The following is a 15044-nucleotide window of genomic DNA, read 5'->3' as shown; positions in this document are numbered from 1 at the left end:
CTTTTCATATTGTGCCCCTCCGGCAAACAAACGTCAAGAGGCCGCCCCCGATCCGACGGATTCGGGAGCGGCGTCTCAATAAACCCTGGGTCTCAATAAGAGTTCATTCGCAGTCGTTTTTCCAGCCTGTCGTCGCTCAGCCAGCCGACATACGATTGAAGCGGAGCGAGGTTCAAGTCCATCAATACGACGGCTACGAACGGGTATTGCTTGCGGTAGCGGTAACGGACATCCACCCAGCGCACCTCATATCCCCACGTATGCGTCTTTACCAATCCGCAGGGGAAGGGCGTCACGCTTAGAAAAGCTTGAACGTCCTGATGCTGCTTGGAGGCGTCGATGGCCGGGTGTTCATCGCATTTGAGCACGTCCACCCATTTCATTTTCCCGTTGTTCCATTCCCCGATGCCGTAAGTGCAATCCTCCGATACCCGGACGACGTTCCAGCGATACAGCGAGATGGTCGGCAGCAGCGTATAACGATCGCCGGGCTGTCCTTCGGGATCGTGGCCGGCGATCTTGCCGGACAGTCTGCGATGCGCGAGTGTTCGCCATCCGTAATAAATGCCGAGCAGCACGTACAGCACGGGAAAAATGACCTGCGGAACGGCGATTCCGGATATCCAGAGCAAGATCGCAAACAGATGGGCGAAAAAAATAAATGGATCGAAGATGTGGATGATGTTCCACGCGACCCATTGCTTGCTCAGCGGACGGTAAGCCTGAGTTCCGTAGGAGTTGAACAGATCGCTTAGCACATGGACGACGACGGCCAGCAAAACCCAGAAGGCGATATGCCACCAGGGAATGCCGCGGAACGAAACCGCGATAACGGTGGTAATCAGCGCGGTCCAACCGACGATTGCCGGAAAAGAGTGAGACAAGCCGCGATGGTTTTTGATATAATCGGCATTGCTTTTGAAGCGGAGCAGACCGTCCAGGTCGGGCGCGTTCGAGCCTGCGACGGTGCCGATCAGAATGGCGATCGGACCGTAGGCGTGCGAAGCGATGACGGGATCTGTCATGGCCAGTCCTCCCAAGCCCAGGCCAAACACGAAATGCGTACCGGTGTCCATTACTTTAGCCCCCTTATCTGCTCAGTATGGACGTAACGGCTATAAAATATGAAGGGAGATGAAGCGCCTTGATTTTGTTTTGCGAGTATGTCATTCCGGAGGAGACGCGCGAAAGGTTTCTCGAATGGGCCGACGCTCGTCCAGAGCTGTGGAGGGACGCCGAGTTCGCCGAGAATACGGCGCAGCCGGGCGTGTTTGTGGAAATTCGCAGAGCGGAGACGGAGGTCGAGGCGGCGATAATGGAACAGGAACGCCGCGACGGGCGTTCCTGGAGGGAAATGGAGCAATGGGTGAAGGGAGGCCGCAGCGGATTGAGAATATGGACCTTCCGTCAGCGGTTGCTGCCGAAGGGCAGCGTGTAGTTCAGCGGCTCGTCGAACGTAATGTAGTCCAGATTCAGCATGAGCAGCAGGTAGCGCTTGCCCGTTACCGGATCGCTAATAATAATGTGGTCTCGGCCAGCCGCTTCCAATATGCCCTTGAAAATTTTTGCGTTCCACTCGGAATTGTTCTCGTAGGTCATGTACAGCGTTGCAACTTTGCCCAAGTTCATGCGCAAAATATTTTCAACGTAGGATTCCTCCTGCTGGCCCGGCATCACGGGCAGAGCGGCTCCTGTCGGGCCGATCGACGAGCCGGCAGGGATCATCGGCGGAGTCATCGCGCCCTGCACCATCGTGTTCGTCGGCATCATGCCCTGCATGCCGGCTCCGGCGGCGTTCACGGGCATCGGGACGGCGGCGTTCATCGGCATCGCGGCTTGAGGCTGGGCGTAACCGCCCCAGGGCATTTTGTTATTTAACATTCGTATATCCTCCTTATAATGTTAATACAGGTTTGGACAATCGGCGCTTGCCAATCATATGCCACCCTCTTTTAATCAAGTCGCCCATGTCGGTCGCTGAGGCGCTGGGCGATTGTCGCAATACAGTGTATTGAAAAAGCCCGGATTATGTGACTGGGCGAACCGATTTATCGCGCCGGCTTGCCCGGCTCGCTCCGATGTAGTGGCGATTTGATGAACTCGGATAGGCGAACATTGTCAATGCTTGAAGATTTGCGGTATCATTGAACAGACATCAGGAATGCCGCTTGCTTGCATAAAGGAGGAGCCTCCGTGCTTAAAGATCTAGTGGCCTTAACCAAGCCGCGAATTATACGCTTGAACCTGATCGCCGCTTTCGGCGGTTATTGGGTTGCTTCCAAGTGGGAACCGGATATATGGATTCTAATTTGGATGCTGGTCGGATCGACCTTAACGATGGCTTCGTCCTGCGTCATCAACAACTACTGGGACCGGGATCTCGACTTGAAAATGGAACGTACGCGCGACCGGGCGCTTCCGCAGCAGAGAGTGTCTCCCGGCTTCGTGCTCGGATATGGAATTGCGCTTGGTCTCGCCGGTCTCGCCGTGCTATTCCTGCTTGTTAATCCGCTTACGGGCTGGTTGGGCTTGCTCGGCATGTTCGTCTACATAGTTATCTATACGATGTGGCTGAAACGCAGCTCGACCTGGAGCACGTCCGTCGGGGGAATCTCCGGCGCGATGCCGCCGGTGATCGGCTATTGTGCAGTGACGAACGATGTCGACGCGGGGGCCTGGATCTTGTTCGCGCTTCTGTTTCTGTGGCAGCCGGCCCATTTCTGGTCGCTGGCGATTCGTCGCAAGGAGGAATACAGAGCGGCCGGATTTCCTCTGCTGCCGGTCGTCAAAGGCGTCACGAGAACGAAATGGCAGATGCTTCCGTACATCTTGCTGCTCATCCCCGCATCCATACTGATGTACTATTACGATTACGTAGGCATTTATTTTCTGATCTTATCCGTCGGAATCGCTGCCCTGTGGTTTGTGCATGCGGCTGGCGGGTTGCGGGCCAAGGATGACGAGAAGTGGGCGAAAAGAGATTTTATCATTTCGATCAACTACTTGATGATTATGTTTTTTACGATGGTGCTAAATACGACGGGGGTGTAACACAATGGATTTGTCCAAGGATGAGAACAAACAGCCCGAGCAGCCGACATCTGCCGGGGAGGACGTCGTTATGGAGCCCGTCAAGCAGAACGGGCCTCAGAAACCATGGCTTCAGCGCTACGGCTTCTCGCTTGTTGTGCTGGCGCTGTGCGTCATCATGGGATATTTCATTCTGCAGCAGCAGAACAAGAAGGACGAACTTCCCGTGCAAGGGCAGGGAACCGAGTTTTCCTACTCCGATATCAACGGCGAGACCGTATCGCTGAGCGGCACGAACGGCAAAGTGCGGCTGCTCTACTTCTTCTTCGCGAATTGCCCGGACGTCTGTCCGCCGACGACGTTCGTCATGTCCGAAGTGCAGGACGAGCTCAAGGAAGAAGGCTTGTTCGGCAAAGACGTGCAGTTCCTCTCCGTGACGATCGATCCGGACCGCGATACGCCGGAGCTGCTTAAGAACTACGCCGAGCGGTTCGACGCCGATCAGGAAGGCTGGAAGTTCCTGCGGGGAGACGAACTGGAAACGGCAGAGCTGGCCAAGAAATACTCCATTCTCGTACAGAAGGACAACGAAGGCAATTTCGGTCATATGAATCTGATCGTGCTGCTGGATGAGAAGGGGCAAATCCGCGACTGGATTTCGGCCAACGACTTTATCGATCTTGAAGGAACCGGGGAGAAGCTCAGCCCGAGCGAACTGACCAAGAAAATCAAAAGCCTTCTCTAAACGCAACAGTTAAAAAACCGTTCCTAAAGCAAATGGAAGCGATGAGCCTCTTTTGCGATAGGCACGGTTTTTTGTTTTGGCAGGAGGCGGTAGGAGAGCTAATCATGCCCCACAACACCTCCAGATAATTCCATAAGATATTCGTATAATCATTGCAGATGCTTTAGTGACATATAATTTCTGATCCTGGTTGATTTATACGGTTTTTCCTACAAACGTTCGTCGTTTGAGTCTGATCCGAGTTGCTTTGTGCGGTTTTTCCTACAAAAGTCCGCCATTTAAGCCTGGTTCGAGCTGCGTTGTACGAATTTCCGACTAACTTCCCTGCGTAAGCTCATGTGTGCAAATAGATCCGTCGTAAAGGTTTAATATCCAATAAATTGTAAACGTTGTGGGTCATGATTAGGTAGGAGAGAGGGAAACACGGTTTAAATGGCTCGAAATGGGTGCCACGGCATACGTATAGCGGATTTTCCTCTTTATTTTCCGCCGAGCGGATCTAAGTTCAGCCACATTACGCGTCTAGTGCTGATAAACCCGCCCGTTTTTGCACATCGCTCGCTGGCAGCCCGTTACGCAAAAGGGTTGTCCGGCTCCGGATAAACAATGTACTCCTCCAGCCCCGCCTTCTCGAGCTGCTGGATTAAATATTCCTCGGGCGTTCCTTCGACTCCCATATAGCCTCTGCGCGTGTAGATATGATCGGCATCGGGAAATACGTCGCGCAGAATGCCCCGAATGCGCCGCCCGGAGGCGTCGTGGTCGGTGAACAGATACACGTGGCTGTCTCCGACTTCCTTGCGAAGCGTTTCGATGCGATCCGTATTCAACGTTCCGAACGTGCAGTAGATCGGCACTTCCGGAACGAGGACGCGGGAGAGACGGCTTTTGTCGTTTTTTCCTTCGACGATGATGGCGATGTCCAAGTCGAATTCCTCCGGTCGCTACTTATTCGACGTCAAATTTTAATTTAGCCGGCTCTTTATCCAACTTTTTGCTGCTGATAATCGTATTTTTTGTACACGCACTTTTATTGTACCATTTTCTCCAATGCCGCCGCTTAACGATCGCCTCAATGGGCATGCGGAGGGATCGCCGAATTGGGATTCCAGTTCATTTTGAAGGCGGCGCGCGGGAACAGGAAGGTCAGGGCCAGCATCAGCGCGAGAAAGGACAAAAAATAGGGCGAGAAATGATCTCTCACCGCCCCGGCAGCCACCGGGCCGAGAAAGGAGCCGATCGACAGCGAAATGGACAGCATCGAGAACGTCCGTCCGTAACGGGACGGGCCGCTGAGCTGGAGCAGGAATGATGTCATCGCCGGGAAGATGACGCCTTTGGCCATCCCGATCACGAACAGCAGCGTCAGCAAGGATACGGACCACTCGGAGGCCAGTCCGTAGTAGCAGAGCGCCAGCAGCATCACTCCGCCGACTGTGCGGAAATACGGCAAGTAACGGTTCAGGAATAGCATGCCGAGCGTGACGAGAGAGCCGAGGCTGATGATGGAAAATAAAATGCCGGTGCTCATAATCGTTGCGGCGTCCGTGCCCCGCAGCGGCAGCTCGAAGGCAAGTATGCCCTGCGCGCACGCCATGCCGATCGGCAGGAAAAATACGGCCCAAGGGAAACCCATGCCGGTCGGAACCTGCGCCATCTTCTCCGGCTGCTTCGGATCGGCCGCGAGCTCGACAACGCTTGGCGAAGGGTTGTCGGCTACAGGAGGCTCTTTGACAAACCACAGCGACAGAATGCCTGTGACGAGCAGCACCCAGCCGAGCAGCGCGAAAGCCGGGCCGAAGCCGAGCTTGGCGGCCAGAATCGCTCCCGCGGCGGGGGAGATGACGGAGGCGAGCGTGTGCACGAGACCGTTGCCGGCCATCAGCTTGCCCTGTTGAATATGAGTCTTCGCCAATCTGGCGAGCAGGGACATGCACGCCGGCGACAGGAAGGCCAGCACAAAGCCGCTGGCTGAGCGAATGTACAGCAGCTGCCACGGGTCGGTTACGCGAGCCTGGAGGAGCAGCAGAATGCCCGCGCCGATCAGGCTCATGGAGATGAACAGACGACTGCCGCGGCGATCGACCGCGATGCCGGCAATCAGGTTGCCGGGCAGATGAGTCAAGGAGTACATGCCCATCACCAGGCCGATAAACGACGGAGCGGCTCCGAGAGAGACGGCGAACGGAGTAAGCATCGGGTACTGGGCATGCAGATCAAAAAACGCAACGAACAAAAATAAATAAAGCCAAACGGCGGTTTTCATGTTTTCCGCGACCTCCTAATCGATGCGGGGACAAATCCCCTCTTGTCCGCAATCGCGGCTTATCCTACTTTTACGTCCGATCTCCCGCGGATATGCCCGTCGTTTACTGGGGGCGAACGGTTACGGTATAATAGGAGCTATGTGAATTCGAGAGATGAACTTTGAAGGAGGGGGTTGGGATGAATTTGAATACGGACGCTTGGCTCACATTTCTGCAAGATAATTGGATCGTCATCGCGATTGCGATCATTGTGATCCTGATCGTGCTCAAAGTGGTCAAAACAGTGCTCAAGTGGGTGCTTGTCGCCGCGATTGTAATCGGTATCGTCACCTACGGTGGATATTCGATCGAAGACATCAAGGAGGTCGGCTCCAAGGTGTCGGAGGAAGCCAAGGACCAGGCGATCAAGGCGATGGCCGGCGATGCGAGCAAGGCGGTTTACAAGACGAACGCGGACGGCTCCTATACGATCACAACGGATACGCTTGAGCTGACCGGGGTGCCGAATTCCGGAGAGGTTACCGTTAAGCTGAAGGGCATTTCGTTGGGCACGTGGAAAATGGAGGGCGAAGTGCGCGAGTTTGTCAAAAATGCGCGCGCAGCGTCCAAGTAACGGGAATGAAGGGCTGGGGCACGGTAGTTGACGCCAATTTCGTCACCTGGGCACTGCTCGCGATCATCGCTCTGTCTTTGTATCAGGGCGTCCGTAGAGGCGCATCGGGTTCCGTTAAGCGGCTTGCGTTCTTTCTCGGAGAAGCTGCGCTGACTGTGCTTGCGGTCGCGCTTGCGGCTGTGGCCGCTTCGGAGCTTTCGCCGATCTTGCAGAGCTGGCTTGGAGAACGCAGCCTGTCGCGTCCGAGTCCGGATTCTTCCGGATGGTCGCAGTTCTTCTACACGGCGACGACCGGCTTGCGAGATTTGCCTCTGCTGCGCTTCGCGGTACTGTTTCTGATCGTCTACGCGCTCGTTCGTCTGATTGTCGGTTGGGCCGCCCGGGCGCTGCTGCCGAAGATGCGGGAGCCTGCTTCCTATGGCTCGCCTTCGGGCGGACTAGTGAGCCGTACGGCCGGAGGCGCGTTAGGAGCCGCTCTTGGAGCCGGCCGGGCGCTGCTGGTTACGGCTGCTCTGTTCGCTTACTGTGCCCTGTTTGCTCAAGGCCCGCTAACGGATTATATTCAGCAGTCGGGGCTTTACCGGGAGGTTGCGGCGCAGATTATCCGCCCCGCCGCGGGCAGCGTGCTGGAGGAACGTCTTCCGGTATTCGCCCAGGCGATGTCCGGAGAGCTGGACCGGCTATGGCAGAAGCGATATGACGTCATCGACGCCGAGCTTCCCGACGACATCGTGCAGGCGGCTCTGGCCGTGACGAAAGAAACGAACGATGACAGAGACAAGGCGCGGGCGCTGTACGATTGGGTCGGGACGCGCATTGCGTACGATCACGATAAGGTGCGAGCATACGAGGATTTGGGCGAATGGCGGGAGCAAAATCCCGAGACGACGTTCGCCACGCGCAAAGGCGTGTGCATTGATTACGCACGTCTGTATGCTTCCATGGCCCGAGCGGCGGGCTTGGACGTTCGCGTCGTGACCGGACTTGGCTACGACGGTCGCGGCGGATACGGGCCGCACGCCTGGAACGAGGTTTATTTGAACGAAGAGCAGAGTTGGATTCCGCTTGATTCGACATGGGCAAATGCCGGGGATTGGTTTGATCCTCCGGGATTCGCCGATACTCATATACGGCAAGGAGGGGCAACCGGGTGAGCAATGGCTTGACAGAAGAAGCGCAGAAGCGGGAAGTCCGCAACAGAAGACATTTCAGCTTCCGTCTGAACGTATTTTTTTTCATTACATTTGCCGTCTTTTCCGTATTGATCGTAAGATTGGCCTATTTACAGTTTGTGGAAGGTGACAACCTGAAGGCAAAGGAGCACCAAATCGGCTCCCGAACCGTTCCGGTCCCTCCGATCCGGGGCAACATTTACGATTCGGCAGGGAAAGAGATCGCTTATTCGGTCTCTACGCAATCGTTGTATTTTACGATGGATGTGAAGATCAAGAAGGACGAAGCGATGGCGCTTGCCGCTCGCCTTGTCGAAGTGTTCGACCGTCTGGGCGACAAGAATGCTGCTCCCCTTACCGTTCAGGATGTTTATGAAGACATGGACTTGGAGGGCAAGGTGCACAAGCTGCATATGCAGCGGCGAATCAAGACGGGGCTGACAAAGGAAGAAATCGCTTATTTCTCCGAGCATCGTCAAGAATTCAAGGGCATCGACGTCATCGAGGAGAGCATTCGCCAATACAGCGACGACCGTGTCGCCGTGCAGCTTATCGGATATATGAAGAGGCTGAGCGGAGCTCAGGATCTTCCCAAATATAAAGATATCGACAAGAACCAGACCGACAGCGGGGTTAAATACATTAGTACCGAGGAAGTCGGATTCGACGGGCTTGAGCTGATGTATCAAGACGAGCTGCGTGGCAACAACGGCTACAAGGAATATCCGGTCAACAATCGAGGCGAGATTATTGGAGCGGCGAAGTTGACCAAGCCGATCAAGGGCGAAAATCTGTATCTGACGATCAATCGCAGCGTTCAGTTAAAGGCGCAAAAGGCGATTATGGAGCACATCGAATTTGTGCGCCATGCCAAGGGCAAGCAGTACGAAAGCGCTAAGCCGACGACCGGTTACGCGGTCGCCATGGAAGTGGATACGGGCAAAGTCGTCGCGATGGCCAGCATGCCGGATTACGACCCGAGCGTATGGCAGGGCGGTATCAGCCAGAAGGATCTCGATGCGATCCAATTTTTCCAGTACAACGGCACGATCCGGGAGGTTCAGCCTCCGTACGAGGAGTACGATGAGCGTAAAAACCATCCATCCTCGTTGGTGTACCTCGGTTCCACTCAGAAGCCGCTGTCCGTGCTGATCGGTTTGAACGAGAAGCTGTTTACGCCAAACACAACTTTTAACGATCCGGGCTATTTCGAGTTCGGGCGCGCAGGCCATGAGGTGCGCATTTGGAACGCCAGCAATGCGGCCAACGGGAAAATTACGGCGTGGCAGGCAATCGCGAAATCGTCCAATGCTTTCATGTCCGCTATGATCGGCAATGAGCTTTTCCGCCAGTACAAAGGTGATGAAGGCCTGTATATATGGGATGAATACTTGAAGCAGTTCGGCTTGGGCGTCACGACCGGCAGTGGGCTTCAGGGCGAATCCGCGGGTGTCGTCGATTACTTTAAGAGTACGAAGACGGAAGGGCTTCAGTCCGCGTTGATCAGGTCTGCCTGGGGGCAGCAGGCGAAGTATACTGCGATGCAGTTGGCGCAGTATGCAGCGACGCTGGCGAGCCACGGCAAACGGATGAAGCCGCAGTTCGTGCAGGAAATTCGCGACGTCGACGGCAATGTCACTGTGGGCTTCCAGCCGGAAATGCTGAATTCGATCGAAATTCCCGAGCAATATTGGAAAGAGATCGAGAAGGGAATGGCTTTGGTTAAGGTTCAAGGCTTCGATGATGTCCCGTACACATTCATGCGGAAAACGGGAACGTCGCAGCAGGACGTCGGCAGTCGCCGCAAGGTGGAAAACGCGGTGTTTATCGCTTACGCGCCGGCCGACAAACCGAAGCTTGCTGTCGCGGTCGTCGTACCGGACGGCGGCTACGGCGGCTGGGGGGCGGCTCCAATCGCGCGGCAAATTTTCGATGCGTACGACGCCGAGGTGGGCCTATACGGCAAACCGCGACCTCAGCTGTACGGGGGCGTTCAACCTGCCTCCGGAACTCCCGAGGGAGAAGCTGCGGGAGCCGATAACGCTGCGGCTAACGCCGGCGAGCCGGTCGCTCAGCCTTAATTTGTGAAGTTGCACGCTGGCAAAAAGGAAGTTCATTTGAGTGAGGCAAACCGATGTTAATTCGTCGGTTTGTCTTTTTTTTGGCCAATCGCCATGGTTACGCCTGATCAAAACTGATCGAACTTGTTCGGACGGTCTGTGAGACCGTAAGAGCCGGCGAAACGCTCGAGTTCGACCGCGTAACGGTCTGGGAGACCGTAAGAGCCGGCGAAACGCTCGAGTCCGACCGCATAACGGTCTGTGAGACCGTAAGAGCCGGCGAAACGCTCGAGTTCGACCGCATAACGGTCTGTGAGACCGTAAGAGCCGGCGAAACGCTCGAGTTCGACCGCGTAACGGTCTGGGAGACCGTAAGAGCCGGGCAAACACTCGAGTTCGACCGCGTAACGGTCTGGGAGACCGTAAAGGGCGGTCCAGTTAAATCAACGTTTACCGGTACTGGAGCTAATCGAATGGCCCGGTGTAATGCACCTTCTCCGTTAGATGGGGTGAGGCATGGAAACAGGCATTATCAGTTTTTTTTATTTTAAATGTTGCATTAGGTAAACTTAGTTGTATAATATAAACAAAGAGTCTCTGAGGAAAGTATTCGTCGTACTAGCAAAACAGTTGTTTAAAGGCAAAGAGAGTTTTACCGGGAGGAGAGAGCAGAATGAAGAGACGCTTGCCGTCATCGATTAAACGATTTATTATGACTTTATTATTTTTGGTTGTCCCCGTCGCTGCGGTCGTTAGCGGCTGCGGAGCAGGCTCGGGAGCGTTCAAGGACGAGGGGAAGCTGCATATCACGACCACGATCGGAATGATCAGCGACGTCGCCAAGGAGGTTGGAGGCGACCGCGTCGAAGTAATCGGGCTAATGGGACCGGGAGTCGATCCGCACTTATACAAAGCGTCGCAAGGAGATATCGCCAAGCTGGAGGACGCGAAGATCATTTTATACGGCGGACTGCATCTGGAAGGAAAGATGACGGAAATTTTCGAGAAGATGGGCAAGAAGAAACCGGTCGTCCCGGTGACGAAAAATATTCCGGAATCGTCGCTGCGAGAGACGGGCGACGGGACGCACGATCCTCACGTTTGGTTTAATGTACGGCTGTGGATGAGCGCGACGGAGACGATCCGCGACACGTTGATCGAGAACGATCCGGCGCACGAGGCGGGCTACCGCGAACGGGCCGAGGCCTATCTCGCCAAGTTGGAGGAATTGGACCGTTACGCCAGAGAACAGATCGCTTTGATTCCCGAGCAGGGACGGGTGATGGTGACTGCGCACGACGCCTTCGGGTACTTCGGAGACGCGTACGATATTCAGGTCGTCGGCCTGCAGGGCATCAGCACGGCGGCCGAATACGGCTCCAAGGATGTGACCGCGCTGCGCGATATGCTGGTGGAACGCAAGATCAAAGCGGTATTCGTGGAGTCGAGCGTGCCGAAGAAATCGATCGAAGCGGTTATCGAGGGAGCCAAGAAGCTCGGCCACGAGGTCAAGATCGGCGGAGAGCTGTTCTCGGACGCGATGGGCCAGGACGGAACCCCCGAAGGAACATACATCGGAATGGTGCGGCATAACGTGGATACGATTGTCAAAGCGTTGAGCTAGGAAGGGGAGAGAGAACATGGCAGCGAATAATTCCGGCATTGCGCCGTTAACGGTAACGAATATAACGGTTGCCTATCAGAAGAAGCCGGTCGTGAGAAACGTTTCGTTCGAAGCGACTGAAGGTGAGCTAATCGGCATTATCGGGCCTAACGGAGCGGGCAAATCGACGCTGATCAAAGCGATTCTGGGCTTGCAGCCATCGCTTAGCGGCGAGACGCTCGTCTACGGACAGCCTTACAAATTGCAAAGAAAACTCGTCGGCTACGTGCCCCAGAGGGAGTCGGTCGATTGGGATTTTCCCACGAACGCATTGGATGTTGTAATGATGGGTAGATACGGTAGGCTTGGCCTGTTCCGGAGGCCCGGCGCGAAGGAAAAGGCGATCGGAATGGAATGCTTGGAGAAGGTCGGAATGGCCGACTTTGCGAGCAGACAGATCAGCCAACTGTCCGGCGGTCAGCAGCAAAGGGTGTTTCTCGCCCGGGCGCTGGCGCAAGATGCGACGCTATACTTCATGGATGAGCCGTTCGCGGGGGTGGACGCCGCAACGGAGAAGGCGATTATCCAACTGCTGAACGAGCTGAAGCGGCAGGGCAAGACGGTGCTGGTCGTACACCACGACCTAGCGACCGTGGAGCAATACTTCGACTCGGTCATGCTGCTGAATGGCGAACTCATCGCTTACGGCCCCACGGCTTCGACCTTTACGGAGGAGAACCTCCAGAAGGCTTACGGAGGCAGACTGACCTTTATCCAAAGCCGCGGCAGCGTCGATGAGCCTGCCTTGATCGCAGGAAGGGGATGACGGGCCATGCTTAATCTGTTTACGGATCCAAATTTGCAATGGATATTGTTGGGCAGCATCTTGCTCGGGATTAGCACGGGCGTCGTCGGAACGTTCGCCTATCTGCGCAAGCAAAGCCTGATCGGAGATACGCTGGCGCATGCGGCTCTTCCCGGCATCTGTATCGCCTTCATGCTGACGGAAGTCAAGTCGGTCGGGCTGTTCATGATCGGAGCGATCGTCGCCGGCATGATCGCCACGGTCGGCATCAGCTGGATCACCCGATTTTCCCGTATCAAGCAGGATGCGGCGATGGGCATCGTGCTGTCCGTATTTTTCGGACTCGGCATCGTGCTGTTGACGCAAATCCAACACAGCTCTTACGGCAACCAGAGCGGGCTCGACAAGTTTCTGTTCGGGCAGGCGGCTTCGATGACATCTAAAGACGTCTACACGATGACGAGCGTCGCGATTGTGCTAATCGTCGTCTGCGCGTTGCTCTTCAAGGAATTCAAGCTGATCAGCTTCGATCCCGGCTATGCTCGGGGATTGGGTTTCTCGGTCGCGACGCTGGAGCAGCTGCTGCTCTGGCTCGTAACGATTGCCGTCGTCGTCGGCATTCAGGCGGTTGGCGTCGTGCTCGTCGCGGCGCTGCTGATTACGCCGGCGGTGTCGGCCAGATACTGGACGGATCGGCTTGGCGTCATGACCGTGCTGTCCGGATTGTTCGGCGCGCTGAGCGGCGCGATCGGCACCTGGGTCAGCGCCGGCACGGCTCAGCTTCCGACCGGACCGCTAAGCGTGCTGACCGCGACGGCTGTATTCGTCGGCTCCGTGCTGTTCGGACCGCGCCGCGGCGTAATCGCCAAGCTTCTCCGTCGTTCTTCCGCCAAGCGGGAATGGGCGGCGGAGAACGCCAAGCAAGCGGGAGCGCGAGTTAACGCATCCGCGAAGGAACGGGGGGTGTCGGCATGAGCGGATTTTGGATTATGCTAACGGGCGCCTTGGTTGCCGCTTGCTGCGGCATTCTGGGCTGCTTCCTCATTTTGCGTCGGATGGCGCTCGTAGGCGACGCAATCAGCCATTCCGTGTTGCCGGGAATCGTCATCGCTTTTCTGGTCAGCGGCTCGAGAGATTCGTTCTTCATGCTGTTCGGAGCGGCGATCATCGGCTTCCTGACCGTGTTTCTCATTCAAATGTTCCAGCAGAGCGGCGTGCAGAGCGACGCTTCGATCGGAGTCGTCTTTACCTCGCTGTTCGCAGCGGGCGTGCTGCTGGTCAGCCTTAACGCTCAGCATGTCGATCTGGATCTGGATTGCGTGCTGTACGGGGAAATCGCCTACGTGCAGTGGAACTCGCTTACGATCGGCGGAGTCGACTTGGGACCGAAAGCGGTATGGCTGCTAGGCATCACGCTGTTTATTATCGTGGCGTTGATCACGTTGTTTTACAAGCAATTTAAGCTGTGCGCGTTCGATCCGGCGCTGGCGGCGGCAATCGGCATTCCGGTTGCGCTGTTCCACTACGTGCTGATGGGGCTCGTATCGATGGCGACGGTCAGCTCTTTCGAGAGCGTCGGGGCGATCCTTGTCGTCGGCCTGCTGATCGTACCCCCGGCAACCGCCTATTTGCTGACGGATCGTCTTGGCACGATGATCGGACTGAGTCTGGTCATCGGCGTGATCAGCTCGATTGCCGGTTATTATGTCGCCGCTGCGCTGGACGCATCGATTGCAGGCTGTATGGTGTGCGTGGCAGGCGTATTGTTCGTGCTCGCCTTCCTGTTTTCTCCATCGCACGGGTTTGTCGTACGAAAACTGCGACAACGCGTCTCCACGGCTCGCGAAGCTTACTGAATTAGATGAACGAGAGCTGCCTATCCGTCTGAGGACGGATCCGGGCGGCTCTTATTTTAATTCGTTTTGGAGGGCCGAATTATGATAAAATGATCGTTATATGGAAGAAAGAAAGCGTTAGGGAGCGGATAGAAGAAGTGGCATACGAGATGAGACAGTATCGGTTGTTGGCGTTGGATTTGGACGGCACGCTGTTAAATGAGCGCGGCGAAGTAAGCGAAATGAATGCGATATGGATCAAGCATGCGATCGATGCAGGCGTGACGGTGTGCGCCTCCACGGGCAGAGGCTTCCAGGGCGCGATTCCGATCGTCGAGCGGCTGGGTCTGGATTCGCCGATGATAACGGTGAACGGCGGAGAGGTGTGGAGCAAGCCTCATAGCCTGCACAAGCGAACGACGCTTGATTCGGATAAAGTAATCCGTCTGCACGAGGTGGCTTTGAAGCACCCGGACGTCTGGTTTTGGGCGTATTCGACCGAAGGTCTCTTTAACAAGGACGGCTGGACTGACGATCCGGCCTCCAAGGTATGGCTGAAATTCGGCTACTATTCGGAGGAGCTTTCGCTGCTGGGGGAAATTTTGAAGGAGATCGGCGTTTGGGACGGACTGGAAATTACCAATTCCTCGCCGAACAACATCGAGGTTAATCCGCAGGGCGTTTCGAAGGCGTCGGGGTTGATGGAGCTGTGCCGGCTCAAGGGTCTGGACATGTCCGAAATCGTATCGGTAGGCGACAGCTTAAACGACATCGCCGCGATTCGTGCTTCGGGTCTTGGCGTGGCGATGGGCAACGCGCAGGACGAGGTGAAAATGGTAGCCGACGTCATCACGGGGACGAACGAAGAAGACGGCGTCGCTCAAGTCATTCAACAATACGTTTTGAGGACGTGA

General features: G+C 55.8%; 16 protein-coding genes. 11 read left to right on the top strand and 5 right to left on the bottom strand.

Annotated elements, in window-relative coordinates; genetic code table 11:
• Positions 1-92: 92 nt before the first annotated feature.
• Positions 93-1076: a metal-dependent hydrolase gene (locus J4772_RS20385; protein ID WP_209071167.1), complete on the bottom strand. Its 984-nt coding sequence runs from the start codon at positions 1074-1076 to the stop codon at positions 93-95.
• A 68-nt stretch (positions 1077-1144) separates the two neighbouring features.
• On the opposite strand from J4772_RS20385, the gene J4772_RS20380 reads away from it, so the two are divergent.
• Entirely contained in the window at positions 1145-1438 is a 294-nt protein-coding gene (locus tag J4772_RS20380) for a hypothetical protein (protein ID WP_209071166.1), read from the top strand.
• On the opposite strand, the gene gerQ is transcribed toward J4772_RS20380, so the two are convergent.
• Positions 1408-1881, bottom strand: a complete 474-nt coding sequence (gene gerQ / locus J4772_RS20375) for a spore coat protein GerQ (RefSeq protein WP_371822685.1) — start codon at positions 1879-1881, stop codon at positions 1408-1410. The genes J4772_RS20380 and gerQ overlap by 31 nt on opposite strands.
• 312 nt (positions 1882-2193) lie before the next feature.
• On the opposite strand from gerQ, the gene cyoE reads away from it, so the two are divergent.
• Together cyoE and J4772_RS20365 are read left to right on the top strand one after the other, a co-directional pair.
• A complete protein-coding gene (gene cyoE / locus J4772_RS20370; protein ID WP_116062176.1) occupies positions 2194-3051 on the top strand; it encodes a heme o synthase in 858 nt (285 codons plus the stop codon).
• Between the two features lie 4 nt (positions 3052-3055).
• Positions 3056-3775, top strand: a complete 720-nt coding sequence (locus J4772_RS20365; RefSeq protein ID WP_209071165.1) for an SCO family protein — start codon at positions 3056-3058, stop codon at positions 3773-3775.
• Between the two features lie 572 nt (positions 3776-4347).
• Here J4772_RS20365 and J4772_RS20360 read toward each other — a convergent pair.
• Both J4772_RS20360 and J4772_RS20355 read right to left on the bottom strand, forming a co-directional pair.
• Positions 4348-4701 (bottom strand): DNA primase, encoded by a 354-nt coding sequence (locus J4772_RS20360; RefSeq protein WP_116062178.1) that lies wholly within the window; start codon positions 4699-4701, stop codon positions 4348-4350.
• A gap of 146 nt (positions 4702-4847) precedes the next feature.
• Positions 4848-6041: an MFS transporter gene (locus J4772_RS20355; protein WP_209071164.1), complete on the bottom strand. Its 1194-nt coding sequence runs from the start codon at positions 6039-6041 to the stop codon at positions 4848-4850.
• Between the two features lie 179 nt (positions 6042-6220).
• On the opposite strand from J4772_RS20355, the gene J4772_RS20350 reads away from it, so the two are divergent.
• Genes J4772_RS20350 through J4772_RS20340 form a run of 3 tightly spaced genes read left to right on the top strand, consistent with a single transcriptional unit; the run spans position 6221 to position 9908 of the window.
• Complete coding sequence (locus J4772_RS20350; RefSeq protein WP_116062180.1) at positions 6221-6655, top strand: hypothetical protein; 435 nt, start codon at positions 6221-6223, stop codon at positions 6653-6655.
• A 5-nt stretch (positions 6656-6660) separates the two neighbouring features.
• Entirely contained in the window at positions 6661-7809 is a 1149-nt protein-coding gene (locus J4772_RS20345; RefSeq protein ID WP_209071163.1) for a transglutaminase domain-containing protein, read from the top strand.
• A complete protein-coding gene (locus J4772_RS20340; RefSeq protein WP_209071162.1) occupies positions 7806-9908 on the top strand; it encodes a peptidoglycan D,D-transpeptidase FtsI family protein in 2103 nt (700 codons plus the stop codon). The genes J4772_RS20345 and J4772_RS20340 overlap by 4 nt, the downstream gene beginning before the upstream one ends.
• Positions 9909-10015: 107 nt before the next feature.
• On the opposite strand, the gene J4772_RS20335 is transcribed toward J4772_RS20340, so the two are convergent.
• Positions 10016-10273 carry a hypothetical protein gene (locus tag J4772_RS20335; protein ID WP_209071161.1) on the bottom strand — a complete coding sequence of 86 codons (258 nt, stop codon included), beginning with the start codon at positions 10271-10273 and terminating at the stop codon, positions 10016-10018.
• 287 nt (positions 10274-10560) lie between these two features.
• Between J4772_RS20335 and J4772_RS20330 the strand changes: the two genes are divergently transcribed.
• From J4772_RS20330 to J4772_RS20310, 5 genes are all read left to right on the top strand, one after another.
• A complete protein-coding gene (locus J4772_RS20330; protein ID WP_116062183.1) occupies positions 10561-11511 on the top strand; it encodes a metal ABC transporter solute-binding protein, Zn/Mn family in 951 nt (316 codons plus the stop codon).
• A 16-nt stretch (positions 11512-11527) separates the two neighbouring features.
• On the top strand, positions 11528-12316 hold the full coding sequence (locus J4772_RS20325) for a metal ABC transporter ATP-binding protein (protein ID WP_116062184.1): 789 nt from the start codon (positions 11528-11530) through the stop codon (positions 12314-12316).
• Between the two features lie 6 nt (positions 12317-12322).
• Entirely contained in the window at positions 12323-13270 is a 948-nt protein-coding gene (locus J4772_RS20320) for a metal ABC transporter permease (protein ID WP_209071160.1), read from the top strand.
• Entirely contained in the window at positions 13267-14151 is an 885-nt protein-coding gene (locus J4772_RS20315; protein ID WP_209071159.1) for a metal ABC transporter permease, read from the top strand. Before J4772_RS20320 ends, J4772_RS20315 begins: the two co-directional genes overlap by 4 nt.
• A 137-nt stretch (positions 14152-14288) precedes the next feature.
• Entirely contained in the window at positions 14289-15044 is a 756-nt protein-coding gene (locus J4772_RS20310) for a Cof-type HAD-IIB family hydrolase (protein WP_371822684.1), read from the top strand.

It is taken from the genome of Cohnella sp. LGH (genome assembly GCF_017671885.1).
In the GTDB taxonomy this organism is placed as follows: Bacteria; Bacillota; Bacilli; order Paenibacillales; family Paenibacillaceae; genus Cohnella; species Cohnella phaseoli.
The sequence above is the reverse complement of the archived record's forward strand: the minus strand, read 5'-3'. Positions and strand labels throughout refer to the sequence as shown.

What these genes read in the sequence shown, in the direction of transcription:
- J4772_RS20385 (WP_209071167.1), bottom strand. Translation starts at nt 1,076, where the DNA reads ATGGACACCGGTACGCATTTCGTGTTTGGCCTGGGCTTGGGAGGACTG.
- gerQ (WP_371822685.1), bottom strand. Translation starts at nt 1,881, where the DNA reads ATGTTAAATAACAAAATGCCCTGGGGCGGTTACGCCCAGCCTCAAGCC.
- J4772_RS20365 (WP_209071165.1), top strand. Translation starts at nt 3,056, where the DNA reads ATGGATTTGTCCAAGGATGAGAACAAACAGCCCGAGCAGCCGACATCT.
- J4772_RS20355 (WP_209071164.1), bottom strand. Translation starts at nt 6,041, where the DNA reads ATGAAAACCGCCGTTTGGCTTTATTTATTTTTGTTCGTTGCGTTTTTT.
- J4772_RS20350 (WP_116062180.1), top strand. Translation starts at nt 6,221, where the DNA reads ATGAATTTGAATACGGACGCTTGGCTCACATTTCTGCAAGATAATTGG.
- J4772_RS20345 (WP_209071163.1), top strand. Translation starts at nt 6,661, where the DNA reads ATGAAGGGCTGGGGCACGGTAGTTGACGCCAATTTCGTCACCTGGGCA.
- J4772_RS20330 (WP_116062183.1), top strand. Translation starts at nt 10,561, where the DNA reads ATGAAGAGACGCTTGCCGTCATCGATTAAACGATTTATTATGACTTTA.
- J4772_RS20325 (WP_116062184.1), top strand. Translation starts at nt 11,528, where the DNA reads ATGGCAGCGAATAATTCCGGCATTGCGCCGTTAACGGTAACGAATATA.
- J4772_RS20320 (WP_209071160.1), top strand. Translation starts at nt 12,323, where the DNA reads ATGCTTAATCTGTTTACGGATCCAAATTTGCAATGGATATTGTTGGGC.
- J4772_RS20315 (WP_209071159.1), top strand. Translation starts at nt 13,267, where the DNA reads ATGAGCGGATTTTGGATTATGCTAACGGGCGCCTTGGTTGCCGCTTGC.